We start from the raw sequence: 15,681 nt of genomic DNA, 5'->3' as shown, positions 1-15,681 counted from the left end.
GCCAGGGATCGGCTGGCGCTGCGTGGTCAGGAGACCGTGCAGGCGGTTCCGTTCAGGGTGAAGGCCGACGGTATGGCGGTGTTTCCGGTGTGGTCGGCCTGGAAGCCGATGCTCGTCGACGCGCCCGGTGCCAGGGATCCGTTGTAGGAGACGTTCGTCGCGGTGACCTGGCCGCTCGATCCGGTGTAGGTGGCGTTCCAGCCGGAGGTGATCGTCTGCCCACCGGGGAGGGTGAAGGCCAGGGACCAGCCGTTGATCGCCGAGCTGCCGGTGTTCTTGATGGTGATGCTCTCGGTCAGGCCGGTGTTCCAGGCGCTCACCGTGTCACTGACCGTGCAGGGGCCGGATCCGCCCGGTGGCGTCGGCGTGGGGGTCGGGGTCGGGTCCGAACCGCCGCCGATGAGGCCCATGAAGCGCAGGGCCAGTTCCCCCATTCCGGCCTGGTAGACGCCATGGCCGGCGCCCTGGACGCTGATGCCCTCGACCGGCGCGGTGGTGCCCGTCCCTCCGTAGCGGGTCCGGGTCCACGACGACTGCGGGTGGTCGGTGTAGCTCGGCGTCTGGCTCACGCCGAGCACGTTGGTCCACTCCTTGATCTCTTCGCCGAAGTTGTTGTAGTTCAGCGTGCCGTCGGCCGTGCCGTGCCAGGCTTCCATGCGGGGGCGTGCTCCCGTGTAACCCGGATAGGCGGCGCGGACGAGGTCGCCCCACTGCTGCGGCGTCTTGCTGATCTGACCGTTCGCGCAGGCGCTGTTCCACAGTGAGCCGTCCGTGGTGGCGAAGCAGGCGAACGGCACCCCGGCGAACGCCGCGCCGGCCTTGAACACGTCGGGGTAGTCGCCGAGCAGCACGTTGGTCATCATCGCGCCGGAGGATTCGCCGGTGGCGTACACCCGGTTCGCGTCGGCGTTCCGGTGCTGTTCCTCCCACTGGACCATCGACATGATGCCCGCCGGGTCGCTGTTCCCGTTGTGCTTGAGCGCGCCGGCCGTCGACACGTCGAAGCACGAGCCGCTGCGCGTCGCCGAGGGATAGACGATGATGAAGCCGTACCTGTCCGCGAGCTGCGGGAACTCCGGCCGGCCCGAGTACATCGCCGGCCCCGAGCCGGTGCAGTAGTGCGAGACCACGAGGATCGCCGGGTGCGCCGCCACCGAGTTCGGTACGTACTCGTACATTCGCAGGTTCGTCGGGTTGGTGCCGAAGTTCGTCACCTCGACCAGCGAGGCCGCCGACGCCTTGCGCATGGACGCGATCCCGCCGGCCACGGCCAGCAGCGCGGCGAGCAGCGCCGCCAGCACCTTCGTCTTCGTTCTCATGACCGCGTAGGTCCTCCTCACGGGGCGGCGGGCTGGGTGGGACGGCCCGTGCGGCATGGGTTTCCGGACAGCCGAACGCTAAGAGGGGCTCGCGGGGAGGGGCAACGTCACGTGTGGCAGACCGCACCGACCTGGCGTCCTGCGCGAAAGTTTCACGCGCTGCGCACAGGGATCGCCCGGTCCAGGCCGGGACGCGCTGGGGCCTGCTGCGTCCCAGACCAGGCCGGATGACCTTCCTGCCGCGAGACGCCCGTTCGGATCGGCTCCGCGCGCCGCCCGAGGTCCGTTGACAGGCCCGAGGCGGGATCTCAGCATGAGGCCACTTTGATCACCGGTGATTGGACCCCCGATGAGGCTTCGCCTGCGTCCCGTCCTGTCCGCGACGGTGGCCGCGCTCGCCGCGGCCGTCTCCCTTGCCGGGCCCGGTGCGCCGGACGCCGGCGCGGACGCCACGCCCGTGAAGGTCGCCGTGAACGCCCGTGGAGGTCTGGCGACGATGCCCGACACCGGGCTCGGTGTGAACGACGCGGTCTGGGACGCCGAACTCGGCACCCCCGCGGTATCCGACCTGCTGAAGGCGGCCGGAGTGCGGATGATCCGTTATCCGGGCGGCTCGTACGGCGACATCTTCCACTGGAAGACCAACACCGCGCCGGGCGGCTACGTCGCGCCCAACACCGACTTCGACACCTTCATGGGCTCCGTACGACGGGTCGGCGCACAGCCGATGATCATCGCCAACTACGGCACCGGCACGCCCGACGAGGCGGCGGACTGGGTGCGGTACGCCAACGTGACGAAGGGCTACGGCGCCAAGTACTGGACGATCGGCAACGAGAACTACGGCAACGGCCACTACGGGTCGAGCTGGGAGGCCGACGACCACGCCGACAAGAGCCCGACGGCGTACGCCAACGGCGTCGTCGCGTTCGCCGACGCGATGAAGGCGGTCGACCCCACGATCAAGGTCGGCGCGGTGCTCACCATGCCGGGGAACTGGCCCGACGCGATCACTGCAAGCGGCGACTCCGCGTCGTGGAACAAGACCGTGCTGTCGATCGCCGGATCGAAGATCGATTTTGTGGATGTGCACTGGTATCCGGGCGGCGGCACGGCCACCGAGGCGCTGACCAAGCCGGAGCAGATCGAGGACGCCGTCTACCTGGCCCGCCGCCAGATCGGCCAGTACGCGGGCGCGGGCGCCGACCGGATCGGCATCAGCCTCACCGAGACCAACGTGGGCGTGGGCGAGGACACCCAGCCGGCCGCTCTCTTCCTCGCCGACGCCTACAGCGGGCTGATGGAGAACGGCGTGTTCACCGTGAACTGGTGGAACGTGCACAACGGCATCGGCACGGTGTCCACGGTGGCCGGCCAGACCGACTACGGCGACTTCGGCATGCTCTCCAGCGCCGGTTGCACGTCCGATGGCAAGACCTGCGAGCCGGCCCTGAACACGCCGTTCGCGCCGTACCACGGCCTGTCGATGATGAACGCCTTCGCCCGTCCCGGCGACCGGTTCGTCCGTGCCGGCACGGACCAGGCGCTGGTCACCGCGCACGCCGTACGCCGCCCCGACGGGGACCTCGCGGTGCTGCTGGTGAACAAGGACCCGGACAACGCTCGCCCGGTCACGATCGACTACACCGGTTTCACCCCGGCCGACGGCGCGCCCACCGTCTACTCGTACGTCAACGGCGGTACCTCCGTCACCTCCACGCGCGACGGCGACGCGACGAGCCGGACGCTGCCGCCGTACTCCCTGACCACGATCGTGCTGCACCCGGCGACCACCCCCACCGGTGCGCCCTCAGCCCCCGGCCGGCCCACCGCCTCGGCGGTCACCGACCGGACCGCCACCCTCTCCTGGCCGGCGGCCACGCCGGGCGGTCACCCGATCGCCAAGTACGAGGTGTACCGGCAGAACGGCGCGGCCAGCGAGGAGCTCGGCGAGACGACGGCCACCTCCCTCACCGTGCACAACCTCACCCCCGGCACCCGGTACACGGTGAACGTGCTGGCCCGTGACACCGCGGGCAACGTCTCGTGGGCCTCGCCGCCGCTCACCTTCGTGACCGGCAGCCCGGCCACGAGCACCTGCACCGTCCGCTTCACCGACAACGGCGACTGGGGCAACGGCTACGTCGCGGGCGTCGACATCACCAACAACGGTCCCGACGCCATCGACGGCTGGACCCTCACGTTCACGTGGCCGACCGGCTGGCAGCAGATGAGCAGCGGCTGGAACGCCACCTGGACCCAGACCGGCCGGGACGTCAAGGCCACCAGTCCCGACACGGGCGGGAAACTCGCCGCCGGAGCGAGCACGAGCATCGGCTTCGTCGCCGCCTACAGCGGCCCGAACGTCCTCCCGTCGGTGTTCACCCTCAACGGCACCGTCTGCACCACCGCCTGAACCGGTGCGGCGAGCTTCGTCGCCAGCGGACAAATTGCCACTTAGTCCCCCAGCACTAATCAACCGCCACGAATTAGGCCCACGGACTCTGGGGTTATCCAACAACAAACCGACACAATTCCCAGCCATGAGCCATTCCCCCCGAATCGCAGCGCTCGTCGGCGCGGTCGCCGTGACGATGCCGCTACTCGCCGCCGCCCCTGCCCATGCCGCGCCTGCCGCCCCGGTGGCCTCCGTCGCCGCCCCGGCTCCCCAGGTCGAGATCACAGCGACCAAGTCCATCTCCATCAAGACCCAGGAGCAGCAGACGAACTACTGGTGCGCACCCGCGGCCGGGCGCGCCCTGCTCTCCCGCCTCATCACCAAGGGGCTGCCCAACCAGAAGCAGCTCGCGAAGTGGATGGGCACCAAATCCCCGTCCGGGACGAGCGCCGCCGGCCTCCGTAACGGTCTGCGTAAAGCCCTTCAGACTTACGGGTCCGGAAGCTACGACGTGGTCCCCCTGAGCCCCGGGTCGCAGGCCGCGTTCTACAACAGCATCAAGTCCGCGGTCGGCACCAAGAAGGTCGCCGTCATTTTCCGGGTCTATGTCGGCTACAAGCCGTGGGGCGGCCATTACAACGACAAGGAAGGCCACTTTATGGTCGTCCGCGGCTACACGACGGGTTCCAAGCCGAAGATCCTCTGGTGGGACCCGGCCGACAACACCTACCACACCGCACCACTGGCCAGCTCCTGGACCAGCGTCAAGAAGGCCGGCCACTGGGAAATAGTCGCCGCCAAGCGCTGACCTTCCCCGTCGGGTGCGATGACCGCTGATGCCCGGCGAGCGCTGCTGTTCTCACCTCAGCGATCGCCGGTGATCAGCCGACGGGCCGGACGATCAGAACCTCCAGCGTGCGGGGGCCGTGGACGCCCTCCACTCGGTTCAGCTCGATGTCGCTCGTGGCCGAGGGGCCGCTGATCCAGGTCTGGGGGCGGGCCGGGTCGAGGCGTTCGAGGGCCTCCGGCACCGTGCGGACGATCTGGTCCTTCCGTACGACGCACAGGTGGTAGTCGGGGATCAGGGTGAGCGCGCGGCGGCCCTGGTCGTCGGCGCCGTCGAGGACGATCGTGCCGGTCTCGGCGATGGCGACCGCGCAGCCGGTCACCACGCCGTCAAGGCGGTCGAGCTCCGCGGCGGCCAGGGCGGGGTCGTCGCGCACGGCCTCCGCGTCGCCGAGCCACGCGGCGGGGACGCCCGGCGGTGCGGCCACCCGGCGGGCCTCGCGCCGGCGCAGGGCGTCCGCGACCGCCGCCGCCACGTCGGTGACCTCGTGGACGATCGCCTTGTAGTCGGCGAGGCGGTCGACCAGGAGCTCGACGACGTCGGGGCCGGAACGGCTGCGCTCGTAGGCGCGGGGCACCTCGACGTCCTCCGGTCGTTCCGTACTCGGGACGTCGGCGAGCGCCGACCGTACGCGGGCCAGGATGCGGTCCCGAGAGCTCATCCGTCCCCCTCTTCGGCCGGCCCGGCCAGGGTGCGGCCCCGTCCGGCCGGAACCCGGTTCTGGGAGCTCATCGGTCTCCCCCGCCCTTCTGCCGTCGCGTCCACCAGTCGCGGAAGGACTCGCGGGGCGGTACGGGGACCTCGCGGGTGTCGGACCAGGCCGAGAGCGGGCCGGGCAGGCGGCGCGGGGTCCAGCGGCGCAGGCGGCCGGCGGAGCGCTGCGCCACCGCGAGCCACTTCGGGTTGTCCAGGACGCGGCGGGCGGCGCCCATCGCCAGACGTTCGCCGCGGTGGCCCGTCGAGACCACCTTGGCGCGCAGGTCGAGCAGGACCTCCGGGATGTTGATCGCGACCGGGCAGACGTCGTAGCAGGCGCCGCAGAGCGTCGAGGCGTACGGCAGCGACTCCTCCAGCGGGCCTGTGAGGCCGCGCAGCTGCGGGGTGAGGATCGCGCCGATCGGGCCCGGGTACACCGAGCCGTACGCGTGGCCGCCCGCGCGCTCGTAGACGGGGCAGACGTTCAGGCAGGCGGAGCAGCGGATGCAGCGCAGCGCCTGGCGGCCGACCCGGTCGGCCAGCACGGATGTGCGCCCGTTGTCGAGGAGGACGAGGTGGAACTCCTGGCCCTCGGTCGCGCCGGTCCACATCGAGGTGTAGGGGTTCATCCGCTCCCCGGTCGAGGAGCGCGGGAGCAGCTGCATGAACACCTCGAGATCCCGCCAGGTCGGCACGATCTTCTCGATGCCGACCACGGAGATGAGGGTCTCGGGCAGGGTCAGGCACATCCGGCCGTTGCCCTCGGACTCCAGGACGACGAGGGTGCCGGTCTCGGCGACGGCGAAGTTGGCGCCGGAGATGCCGACCTTGGCGGACAGGAAGCGTTCGCGCAGGTGGAGGCGGGCGGCCTCGGCGAGGGCACGCGGGTCGTCCTGGAGGTCTTCCGGCGCGGGGCGGCCCCAGGAGGCCATGCGGCCGGTGAAGATCTCCCGGATCTCCGCGCGGTTGCGGTGGATCGCCGGGACGAGGATGTGCGAGGGCAGGTCGTCGCCGAGCTGGACGATGAGCTCGGCGAGGTCGGTCTCGTACGCGCGGATGCCGGCGGCGTCCAGCGCGGTGTTCAGGTCGATCTCCTGGGTGGCCATCGACTTGACCTTGACGACCTCGGTCTCGCCGGTCGCCTTCACCAGGTCGACGACGATCCGGTTCGCCTCGGCTGCGTCCTCGGCCCAGTGCACGTGACCGCCGGCCGCCGTCACGGCGGACTCCAGCCGCTCCAGGTACACGTCGAGGTGCCGGAGCGTACGGTCCTTGATCGCGGCGCCCGCGGCGCGCAGCTCGGCCCAGTCGGGCTGCTCGCCGACGACGGCCGCGCGCTTCGCCCGGATGGTGTGCGTGGCCTTGCGCAGGTTGTGCCGCAGCTGCGCGTCGCCGACCGCCCGCGACGCCGCCTCCGGGAACGCCGGCATCCCCACGAACGTCCCGCTCACGATGCATCCCCTTCGGTGGAGGCGAGGATCTCGGCGAGGTGGACGACGCGGACGCCGGTGCGCTGGCGGGTCAGCGAGCCGCCGATGTGCATCAGGCAGGAGTTGTCGGTGGCGCACAGCACCTCGGCGCCGGTGTCGAGGACGTTGCGCACCTTGTCGGCGCACATCGCTGCCGACACGGCCGGGTTCTTGAGCGAGAACGTGCCGCCGAATCCGCAGCACTCGTCCGCGCCGCCCAGGGGCACGAGGGTCAGGCCGCGCACCTTCGCGAGCAGGTCCAGGGGCCGGGAGCCGACGCGCAGCGACCGGAGCGAGTGGCAGGTCGGGTGGTACGTCACGGTGTGCGGGAAGTACGCCCCGACATCGGTCACCTCGAGGACGTCGACCAGGAACTCCGACAGTTCGTACACCCCGGCCGGCGGTTTCACGCCGAGCGTGGGGTACCACTCGCGGACCATCGCCGCGCACGACCCGGACGGGACCACGACTGCGTCGTAGCCGTCGAGCGCGGCGGCGAAGCGGCGGGCCAGCGGCCGGGCGTCGTCGCGGTAGCCCGTGTTGAAGTGCATCTGCCCGCAGCAGGTCTGCTCGAGCGGGAAGTCGACGGTGCAGCCCAGACGCTCCAGCAGCCGGACGGTCGCCTGCCCGGTGCCGGGGAAGAGCGTGTCGTTCACGCAGGTGACGAAGAGCCCGACCCGCATGACCTCAACGTATCCCGTAGACGCGGCGGGCGGTCCCGCCGAAGACGGCGTCCCGGTCGCCGTCCGGCACCGCCTCCCTGGCGAGTTCCAGGACCTGCTCGTACGACGCGGCGAGCGTGCAGACCGGCCAGTCGGAGCCGTACATCACGCGGTCGGCGCCGAAGGAGTCCAGCACGTGCCGGGCGTACGGCAGGATGTCGGCCGGTTTCCATTCGGGGGCGGCCTCGGTGACCAGGCCGGACAGCTTCACCGTGACGTTCGGCAGCGCGGCGAGCGACGTGATCCAGGCGGCCCACGGCTCCCACACCCCGCCGGCGATGTCGGGCTTGCCGGCGTGGTCGAGGACGAAGGAGACCTCGGGGAGGCGGCGGGCGACCTCCAGCGCCGCGTCGGCCTGCGGCGGCCGGACCAGCAGGTCGTACACCAGGCCCGCGGCCCCGACGGCCTGGATGCCCCGCAGGACGTCCGGGCGCAGCAGCCACCGCGGGTCGGGGTCGTCCTGGGCCAGGGCGCGGATGCCGACGAGCAGCCGGCCGGACGGGCTCTCCCGCACCTCGGCGAGCCGGTCGGCCACGTCGGGCGCGGTGAGGTCCACCCAGCCGACGACGCCGGCGACCGGCCCCGGCTCGTCGCCGTGTTCCAGTTCGACCGGGTTGTCCGCGGTGAACAGCAGGTCGTACGTCTCGGCGACGTCCTGCAGCGCCTGGACGACGATCGACTCGCGCACGCCGTACGATCCGGCCAGCCCGGTGTAGCGGGCCACGTCGAACCGGCCCCGGATGGGGTCGGCCCACGGGCCGTCCATCCAGGGGTAGTCGCGCAGTTCGGTGTCCCACAGGTGGTGGTGCGCGTCCAGCAGCACCGGCTCGCTCACAGGGCCTCCCAGAGCGCCTCGGGAATGTCCGTCTCGAACAGCGTCGTGTTGTCGTCGACCTCGGCGGCGCTACGGCAGCCGACGAGGACGCTCGCGACGGCGGGGTGCCGGAGGGCGAACCGCAGCGCCGCCGCCCGCAGCGGCACCCCGTGCTCGGCGCACACCCGCTCCAGGCCGGCGACGCGGTCGAGCAGCTCCGGCGGGGCGGGCTCGTAGTTGTACGTGGTGCCGCCGGCCAGCAGCCCGGAGTTGTACGCGCCGCCGATGACGACGGAGGTGCCGCGCCGCAGGCAGGCGGGCAGCAGGTCCTCCTCCGCCGACCGGTCGAGCAGGGTGTACCGCCCGGCGCACAGCACGACGTCCAGGTCGAGCCGCTCGACGAACCGCGTGAGCATCGCGGTCTGGTTCATCCCTGCGCCGATGGCGCGGACGACGCCCTCCTCGCGCAGGGCGGCCAGCGCCGGGTACGCCGTCGCGTAGACCTCCTCCTCGTGGTCGTCCGGGTCGTGCAGGTAGAGGATGTCGACGTGGTCGGCGCCGAGGCGCTTGAGCGACTCCTCCAGGGACCGACGGATACCGTCGGCGCTCCAGTCCCAGACCCGTTTGTACGGCGGCGGGTCGGCGAATCCCTGACTCTCGGGCGTCTCCCCCGGCTCCAGGGGGACGAGGAGCCGTCCGACCTTGGTCGACAGGACGTACTCGCCGGTCAGGGCGGCGCCGAGGAGACGTTCGCTCCGCCCGGTGCCGTAGTGCGGCGCGGTGTCGAAGTAGCCGATGCCCCGCTCCTGCGCACGGCGTACGGCCGCCATGGCCTCGGCGTCGGACACGGGGGCGTACAGCCCGCCGATCGCGGCGCCGCCGAACGCCAGCGTCGTCACCTCGACCGGCGAGCTTCCGAGTCTGCGGCGTTCCATCGCTACTCCTGTGCCTGGCCGGACGTGATGCGGCTGATGATCAGCGCGACGAGGATGATCGCACCGTTGAGCGCGCCGATCCACTGTGCCGGGACGCCGGCCAGCGTGAGCACGTTCTGGATCATGTAGAGCAGCAGGATGCCGGTGAAGGCGCCGAAGATCGTGCCCTTGCCGCCGTTGAGCGAGACGCCGCCGATGACCGCCGCCGCGAACACCGTGAAGATCGCGCCGTTGCCCTGGCTGGCCGCCACGGAGGCGAGCCGGCCGGTGAGCAGCAGACCGCCGAGCGCGGCCAGCAGGCTGGCCACGACGAGAGTCCCCCACAGCACCCGGTCGACGCGGATGCCGGCGGCGCGGGCGGCGTCGGCGTTGCCGCCGATGGCGTACAGCGCCCGCCCGAACCGGGTGTAGCCGGTCACCGCGATGGCCACGGCGTACAGCACCAGGCAGATCCAGATCGACGCGGGCAGGCCCAGCCAGACGGCGTTGCCCAGGTAGATCATGGAGGACGGCAGGTTGAAGAAGGTCTTGCCGCCGCTGATGCCGGTGAGCAGGCCGCGCAGCACGATCAGCATGCCCAGCGTGACGATGAAGCCGTTGAGGCGGAACCGCACGATCAGCAGGCCGTTGACCCAGCCGATGACGAGGCCGACGGCGAGGGTGAGCGGGATCGACCACGCGCCGGACAGCCAGCCGAGACCGTGCGTGATCCCCGGGGCGAGCACGAGCCAGGCGGCGACGCCGGGCGCCAGCCCGAACGTCGACTCCAGCGACAGGTCCATCCGGCCGGCGATCAGCACCAGCGCCTCGGCCAGCACGAGCAACGAGATCTCCGACTGCTGCTGCAGCACGTTGACCAGGTTGTCCCAGTGCAGGAACACCGGATTGACGAAGTACCCGACGATGCCGATCACGATGATCGCCGGTACCAGCGCGAGGTCGCGCAGGCGCGCCAGCCGTGGCGCGGTGGTCCGGCCCCGGGCCGGCGCGGCCAAGGCCGTCTGTGTGTCAGTCACGGATGCCCTCCATCGCGGCGATCAGTTCGTGGTCGTCCCATCCCTTCGGCATCTCGGCGACGAGGGCGCCCTTGAACAGGACGAATACCCGGTCGCAGGGGCGAAGGTCGTCGATGTCGTCGGAGATGACCAGGACGCCGGCGCCGCCGGCGGCCGCCGCGGAGGCCGTTCCCAGCAGCGTCTCCTTCGCCTTGACGTCGACTCCGGCGGTGGGCTGCATCAGCACGAGCACCTTGGGATCGTTGGCGAGCGCGCGGGCCATGACGACCTTCTGCTGGTTGCCGCCGGACAGCGCCGACACCGGCTGCTCGGGGCCGGCCGCCTTGATGTCCAGGTCGTCGATGGCCAGGGCGCCGAGTTCGTCGCGGCGGCGCGGCCCGACGATCCCGAAGCGGCCCAGCCGCTCGGGGACGGTGAGCGTGGCGTTCTCGGCGATGGACAGGCCGGGGACCAGGCCCTCCTTGTGCCGGTCCTGCGGGACGAAGCCGAGTCCGGCCCGCAGGGCGGCCGGAACGCTGCCCGGCCGGGGCGTCGCGCCGCCGATCTTCACCGTGCCGGACGCGGCACGGCGGAGGCCGACGATCGACTCGCCGACGGCCATCTTCCCGGAGCCGCCGGCCCCGGCCAGTCCGACGAGTTCGCCGGGGGCCACGGTCAGCGACACGTCCTCGAAGACGCCGGGGACGCCGAGCCCGGTCACGCTGAGCGCGGGCTCGCCACCGCGGTCCGGCGCGGGCCGGTCGGCGCCGAGGTCGATCAACCCGGTGGCCTCACCGGTCATCGCGGTGATGAGCGCCTGCTTGTCCAGCTCCGCGACCGGGGACGTCACGATGTGCCGGGCGTCGCGCATCACGGTGACGGTGTCGCAGACCTCGTACACCTCGTCGAGGTGGTGGCTGATGAACAGGAACGTCACCCCGGACTCCCGCAGCGAGCGCATCCGGGCGAACAGCCGCTCGATGGCCTGGCCGTCGAGCTGGGCGGTCGGCTCGTCGAGGATGATGAACCGCGAGCCGTGTGACAGGGCCCGCGCGATCTCGACGAGTTGCCGCTGCTCGACGGTGAGGCGTTCGGCCGGCGCCTGGACGTCGACGTCGACCTCCCAGGTGTCCAGCAGCTCCCGGGCCCGGCGGCGCAGCGCGCCCCAGGAGATCAGGCCGCGGCCCTGCCGATTCAAGAACAGGTTCTCGGCGACCGACAGCGTCGGGATGACCGTCAGCTTCTGGTAGACGCAGGCGACGCGCTGCCGCCACGCCTCCCGGTCCGCGAGGGCCGGCGCGGGCCCGCCGCCGAACTCCACCGTCCCCGAGTCCGGGGCTAGCAGACCGGTCAGTACCGACACCAGCGTCGACTTCCCGGCGCCGTTGCGGCCGACGAGGGCGTGGACCTCGCCGTCGTTCACGGTCAGCGACACGTCGTCGAGCGCGACGGTCACGCCGAACCGCTTGGTGATCCTGTGGGCCGCCGCGACCGGCGGGACGCCGGTCGCGGCGCTGGCGGGAACGCTCACTTGATCTGATTTCCCCAGAGTTGCGGGTCCGTCGCCTTCAGCGAGCCCGCGTAGGTGCCGTCCTTGGTGACGAGCGGCGCGGCGATCTGGTCCTCGAGCAGGCCGGGCCGCGGCGCGACGATGGTCGAGTCGTGGTCGGTCTTGCCCGGGGCGAACTTCTTACCGTCGATGGCCGCCTTGACGTAGAACAGCGCGTACTTGGCGTACAGGTCGGCGGGCTGCGACACGGTCGCGTCGATCTGCCCGGCCTCCATCGCCTTCAGCTCTTCCGGGATGCCATCGTTGGAGACGATCGTGATGTGCTTCGGGTTGCCCGGGGGGACGAGCAGGTTCTTCTGCTTCAGGACGTTCAGGGTCGGGGCGAGGAACGCGCCGCCCGCCTGCATGTAGATCCCGTTCAGGTCGGGGTTGGCGGCGAGGGTGGTCTGCAGCTTGTTCGCGCCGACGTCGCCCTTCCACTCGGTGGGCAGGCCGATGACCTTGATGTTCGGGTAGTTCTGGGACATGCACTGGTTGAACGCCTCGGTGCGGTCCCGGCCGTTGATGGAGGCCAGGTCGCCTTCGAGCATCGCGACCTTGCCCTTGCCCTTCAGCGTGTCGCCGAGGAACTTGCACGCCTTCTCGCCGTACGCGCGGTTGTCGGCGCGGACCACCATGTAGACGTCGCCCTTGTCGGGGCGGGTGTCGACGGTGACGACCGGGATCTTCTTCGCCTTGAGCTGGTCCAGCGTCGGCGCGACCGCGGCGGTGTCCTGCGGGGCCAGCACCATGCCCTTCACGCCCTGGCCGATGAGCGTCTGCACGTTGGCGGCCAGCTTCGCGATGTCGTTCTCGGAGTTGGTCGTCTTCAGGTCCAGGCCGTCCTGCTTGCCGAACTGCGGGACGTACTTGATGTAGGAGTTCCAGAAGTCGGTGTCGGATCGGGGGTAGTCGACACCGACGACGCTACTGCCGCCGCCGGAGCCGCTGCCGCTGCTCTTGTTGCAGCCGGTCAGCACCACCGCGGCCGCCGCGAACGCGGCACCCGCCGCGAGCATCGATCGCTTCATCGCGTCCTCATTTCTCTGGGCGAAGTCGCAGGCCGGCCATGCCCCCGTCGACCGCCAGCGCCGTTCCTGTCGTCGCCGACGCGAGAGGACTGGCCAGGTAGGCGATCGCCGCGGCGACCTCCTCGGCGCTGACCAGCCGCCCGCTCGGCTGACGGGCCGCCAGTGCGGCCCGTTCCGCCTCCGGATCGTCGGTCGCGGCGAGCAGCCGGCCGACCCAGGGCGTGTCGGCGGTGCCCGGGTTGACGCAGGTCACCCGGATCCCGTCGCGCAGGTGATCCGCCGCCATCGCCAGGGTGAGCGACTGAACGGCACCTTTGGTCGCCGAGTACAGCGCGCGCTGCGGCAGCCCGGCGGTGGCCGCGATCGAGCAGGTGTTCACGATCGCGGCGTGCTCGGATCGGCGCAGGTGCGGCAGGGCCGCGCGGCTCACCCGCACCATTCCGAAGACGTTGACCTCGAAGACGTTGCGCCACTCGTCGTCGCCGTTGTCCTCGACCGTGCCCTGCGCGCCGATCCCCGCGTTGTTGACCAGCACGTCCAGGCCGCCGAGGTGCTCCACGGCGCCCGCGATCGCCGCCCGGACCGACGCGTCGTCCCGTACGTCGGCCTGGACGCCGTGCAGCGGCTCCGGCGGGGCGGACAGGTCGAGGCAGCTCACGGTGGCACCACGCTCGGTCAACAGGCGCGCCGTCGCGAGCCCGATGCCGGAGGCCCCTCCCGTGACGATGGCCCTGATCCCGCTGAACTCCACAGTCACGACCTCCAGGCGGCGCCGTCGGGGTAGGCGTATTCGAGCAGGCTCTCAGCCTTCATCTGTGCCGACATGCCTGGGGCCGTCGGCGCGAGGTAGTGGCCGTCCCGGACGCGGACCGGGTCGGTGAAGTGTTCGTGCAGGTGGTCGACGTACTCGATCACACGGTTCTCGGTGCTCCCGCTGACCGCGAGGTAGTCGAACATCGACAGGTGCTGCACGACCTCGCACAGCCCGACGCCTCCGGCGTGCGGGCAGACCGGCACGCCGTACTTCGCGGCGAGCAGGAGGATCGCGACGTTCTCCGGCACGCCCGCGACGCGGCACGCGTCGATCTGCAGCACGTCGATCGCATCGGCCTGCAGCAGCTGCTTGAAGATCACACGGTTGGCCACGTGCTCCCCGGTCGCCACCCGGACGGGCGCGACGGAGCGGCGCACGGCGGCGTGGCCGAGGATGTCATCGGGGCTGGTCGGCTCCTCGATCCAGTACGGGTCGAATGGCTTGAGGGCCTCGACCCACTCGATCGCCTGGCGGACGTCCCACCGCTGGTTCGCGTCGATGGCGATGCGGATGTCGGGTCCGACGGTCTGTCGGGCCAGCTCCAGGCGGCGGACGTCGTCGGCCAGGTCGCCGCCGACCTTGAGCTTGATCTGGGTGAAGCCGTCCGCGACGGCCTCGCGCGCCAGGGCGACGAGTTTGTCGTCGGTGTAGCCGAGCCAGCCGGGCGTCGTCGTGTACGCCGGGAAGCCGGTGGCCAGCAGCGCGGCCTCCCGTTCGTCGCGTCCCGGCCGGGCCGCCGTCAGCAGGTCGACGGCCTCCTCCGGGCGGAGCGCGTCGGTGAGGTACCTCCAGTCGGCCAGGTCGACGATCTGCTCGGGCGTCATGTCCGCCAGCAGCCGCCAGACGGGCTTGCCCGCGACGCGGCCGGCGAGGTCGAACGCCGCGTTGATGATCGCGGCGGCGGCCATGTGGACCGCGCCCTTCTCCGGGCCGAGCCAGCGCAGCTGCGAGTCGTGGATCAGCCGCCGCGCGAAGCCGCCCAGGTCGGACAGGTCGATGTCGAGGCCGACGACGAGCGGCGCGTACGCCTCGATCGCCGCGACGCACACCTCCGTGCCGCGCCCGATCGTGAAGGTGAACCCGTGACCCTCGGCGCCGTCGTCCGTGCGGAGCACGGCGTAGGCCGCGGAGTAGTCCGGGTCCGGATTCATGGCGTCCGAACCGTCCAGCTGCCGGGAGGTCGGGAACCGGATGTCGTGGGCGTCGAGTGCGATGACCTTCATGCGAGCCTCTGCCGTTGCCGCCCGAGCCCGTCGATCTCGAGTTCTACGATGTCACCTTTGCGCAGGAAGGAGATACCCGGGCTGCCGAGCGCGACGCCGGCCGGGGTCCCCGTGTTGATGACGTCGCCGGGGTCCAGGACCATGAACCGGCTGAGGTACCAGATCAGGTGGTCCACCGCGAAGATCATGTTCTTGGTGTTGCCGTTCTGGCGGAGGTCGCCGTTGACCCACAGCCGCAGGCCGAGGTCCTGCGGATCGGCGATCTCGTCGGCGGTCACCAGATGCGGCCCGAGGGGGTTGAAGGTCTCACACGACTTGCCCTTGTCCCACGTGCCGCCGCGCTCGAGCTGGTACTCCCGCTCGGAGACGTCGTTGCTGATCGCGTACCCGGCGATGAGCGCGCGGGCCTCGGCCGGCGAGTCCAGGTAACGCGCCCGGCCGCCCAGGACGACGGCGAGCTCGACCTCGTAGTCGGTCTTCTCGCTGCCCGGGGGGATGAGCACGTCGTCGTCCGGGCCGACGACCGTGTTCGACGCCTTCATGAAGAGGATCGGCTCGGCCGGGATCTCGGCGCCCGTCTCCTCCGCGTGATCCCGGTAGTTCAGGCCCACGCACACCACCTTGCCGGGCCGCGCCACCGGGGAACCGACCCGCTTGGTGTTCTGGATGGGCGGCAGTTCGCCTGCCGCGTACGCCGCCCTGGCGCGGTCCAGGCCCGTGGCGAGGAAGTCTCCGTCGATGTCGCGGGTCAGGCCGGACAGATCGAGGAGCGAGCCGTCCTCGGCCAGGACCGCGGGCCGTTCGGCGCCGACCGGTCCGACACGCAGCAGCTTCACGTACTCGTACCCCCTGCTCGTCGGTTGGTCCGA

14 protein-coding genes are annotated in these 15,681 nt (G+C 71.1%); 2 read left to right on the top strand and 12 right to left on the bottom strand.

All coding sequences use genetic code 11. The features are described 5' to 3' along the window. Nucleotides 1-26 precede the first annotated feature (26 nt). Complete coding sequence (locus ABEA24_RS37955) at nucleotides 27-1,319, bottom strand: extracellular catalytic domain type 1 short-chain-length polyhydroxyalkanoate depolymerase (protein WP_345437597.1); 1,293 nt, start codon at nucleotides 1,317-1,319, stop codon at nucleotides 27-29. A gap of 349 nt (nucleotides 1,320-1,668) precedes the next feature. Here ABEA24_RS37955 and ABEA24_RS37950 point away from each other — a divergent pair, with 349 nt between their 5' ends. After that, on the top strand, nucleotides 1,669-3,735 hold the full coding sequence (locus tag ABEA24_RS37950; protein ID WP_345437595.1) for a cellulose binding domain-containing protein: 2,067 nt from the start codon (nucleotides 1,669-1,671) through the stop codon (nucleotides 3,733-3,735). A gap of 127 nt (nucleotides 3,736-3,862) precedes the next feature. After that, the gene (locus ABEA24_RS37945) at nucleotides 3,863-4,525 is read left to right on the top strand and encodes a C39 family peptidase (protein ID WP_345437593.1); all 663 of its coding nucleotides are present in this window, start codon (nucleotides 3,863-3,865) and stop codon (nucleotides 4,523-4,525) included. A 73-nt stretch (nucleotides 4,526-4,598) separates the two neighbouring features. Here the strand turns inward: ABEA24_RS37945 and ABEA24_RS37940 are convergent, their stop codons facing one another. The 11 genes from ABEA24_RS37940 to ABEA24_RS37890 all read right to left on the bottom strand — a co-directional run bounded on the left by ABEA24_RS37940 (nucleotide 4,599) and on the right by ABEA24_RS37890 (nucleotide 15,648). Then, the gene (locus tag ABEA24_RS37940; protein WP_345437591.1) at nucleotides 4,599-5,225 is read right to left on the bottom strand and encodes a LutC/YkgG family protein; all 627 of its coding nucleotides are present in this window, start codon (nucleotides 5,223-5,225) and stop codon (nucleotides 4,599-4,601) included. Between the two features lie 67 nt (nucleotides 5,226-5,292). Continuing rightward, the gene (locus ABEA24_RS37935) at nucleotides 5,293-6,711 is read right to left on the bottom strand and encodes a lactate utilization protein B (protein WP_345437589.1); all 1,419 of its coding nucleotides are present in this window, start codon (nucleotides 6,709-6,711) and stop codon (nucleotides 5,293-5,295) included. Further along, a complete protein-coding gene (locus tag ABEA24_RS37930) occupies nucleotides 6,708-7,412 on the bottom strand; it encodes a (Fe-S)-binding protein (protein ID WP_345437587.1) in 705 nt (234 codons plus the stop codon). Before ABEA24_RS37930 ends, ABEA24_RS37935 begins: the two co-directional genes overlap by 4 nt. A 4-nt stretch (nucleotides 7,413-7,416) precedes the next feature. Beyond that, on the bottom strand, nucleotides 7,417-8,286 hold the full coding sequence (locus ABEA24_RS37925) for an amidohydrolase family protein (protein WP_345437584.1): 870 nt from the start codon (nucleotides 8,284-8,286) through the stop codon (nucleotides 7,417-7,419). Next, nucleotides 8,283-9,200, bottom strand: coding sequence for an aldo/keto reductase (locus ABEA24_RS37920; RefSeq protein WP_345437582.1), 918 nt, complete (start codon nucleotides 9,198-9,200; stop codon nucleotides 8,283-8,285). Before ABEA24_RS37920 ends, ABEA24_RS37925 begins: the two co-directional genes overlap by 4 nt. Before the next feature lie 2 nt (nucleotides 9,201-9,202). Beyond that, a complete protein-coding gene (locus tag ABEA24_RS37915) occupies nucleotides 9,203-10,216 on the bottom strand; it encodes an ABC transporter permease (RefSeq protein WP_345437580.1) in 1,014 nt (337 codons plus the stop codon). Continuing rightward, nucleotides 10,209-11,726: a sugar ABC transporter ATP-binding protein gene (locus tag ABEA24_RS37910; RefSeq protein ID WP_345437578.1), complete on the bottom strand. Its 1,518-nt coding sequence runs from the start codon at nucleotides 11,724-11,726 to the stop codon at nucleotides 10,209-10,211. The genes ABEA24_RS37915 and ABEA24_RS37910 overlap by 8 nt, the downstream gene beginning before the upstream one ends. Further along, nucleotides 11,723-12,775 carry a sugar ABC transporter substrate-binding protein gene (locus tag ABEA24_RS37905; protein WP_345437576.1) on the bottom strand — a complete coding sequence of 351 codons (1,053 nt, stop codon included), beginning with the start codon at nucleotides 12,773-12,775 and terminating at the stop codon, nucleotides 11,723-11,725. Before ABEA24_RS37905 ends, ABEA24_RS37910 begins: the two co-directional genes overlap by 4 nt. A gap of 7 nt (nucleotides 12,776-12,782) precedes the next feature. Beyond that, nucleotides 12,783-13,532 carry an SDR family NAD(P)-dependent oxidoreductase gene (locus ABEA24_RS37900; protein WP_345437574.1) on the bottom strand — a complete coding sequence of 250 codons (750 nt, stop codon included), beginning with the start codon at nucleotides 13,530-13,532 and terminating at the stop codon, nucleotides 12,783-12,785. Further along, on the bottom strand, nucleotides 13,529-14,812 hold the full coding sequence (locus tag ABEA24_RS37895) for an enolase C-terminal domain-like protein (RefSeq protein WP_345437572.1): 1,284 nt from the start codon (nucleotides 14,810-14,812) through the stop codon (nucleotides 13,529-13,531). Before ABEA24_RS37895 ends, ABEA24_RS37900 begins: the two co-directional genes overlap by 4 nt. Then, nucleotides 14,809-15,648 carry a fumarylacetoacetate hydrolase family protein gene (locus tag ABEA24_RS37890; protein WP_345437570.1) on the bottom strand — a complete coding sequence of 280 codons (840 nt, stop codon included), beginning with the start codon at nucleotides 15,646-15,648 and terminating at the stop codon, nucleotides 14,809-14,811. The genes ABEA24_RS37895 and ABEA24_RS37890 overlap by 4 nt, the downstream gene beginning before the upstream one ends. Nucleotides 15,649-15,681 lie beyond the last annotated feature (33 nt).

It is taken from the genome of Actinoallomurus vinaceus (assembly GCF_039542055.1).
Classification (GTDB): Bacteria; Actinomycetota; Actinomycetes; order Streptosporangiales; family Streptosporangiaceae; genus Actinoallomurus; species Actinoallomurus vinaceus.
The sequence above is the reverse complement of the archived record's forward strand: the minus strand, read 5'-3'. Positions and strand labels throughout refer to the sequence as shown.

What these genes read in the sequence shown, in the direction of transcription:
- ABEA24_RS37955 (WP_345437597.1), bottom strand. Translation starts at nt 1,319, where the DNA reads ATGAGAACGAAGACGAAGGTGCTGGCGGCGCTGCTCGCCGCGCTGCTG.
- ABEA24_RS37950 (WP_345437595.1), top strand. Translation starts at nt 1,669, where the DNA reads ATGAGGCTTCGCCTGCGTCCCGTCCTGTCCGCGACGGTGGCCGCGCTC.
- ABEA24_RS37945 (WP_345437593.1), top strand. Translation starts at nt 3,863, where the DNA reads ATGAGCCATTCCCCCCGAATCGCAGCGCTCGTCGGCGCGGTCGCCGTG.
- ABEA24_RS37940 (WP_345437591.1), bottom strand. Translation starts at nt 5,225, where the DNA reads ATGAGCTCTCGGGACCGCATCCTGGCCCGCGTACGGTCGGCGCTCGCC.
- ABEA24_RS37930 (WP_345437587.1), bottom strand. Translation starts at nt 7,412, where the DNA reads ATGCGGGTCGGGCTCTTCGTCACCTGCGTGAACGACACGCTCTTCCCC.
- ABEA24_RS37920 (WP_345437582.1), bottom strand. Translation starts at nt 9,200, where the DNA reads ATGGAACGCCGCAGACTCGGAAGCTCGCCGGTCGAGGTGACGACGCTG.
- ABEA24_RS37905 (WP_345437576.1), bottom strand. Translation starts at nt 12,775, where the DNA reads ATGAAGCGATCGATGCTCGCGGCGGGTGCCGCGTTCGCGGCGGCCGCG.
- ABEA24_RS37895 (WP_345437572.1), bottom strand. Translation starts at nt 14,812, where the DNA reads ATGAAGGTCATCGCACTCGACGCCCACGACATCCGGTTCCCGACCTCC.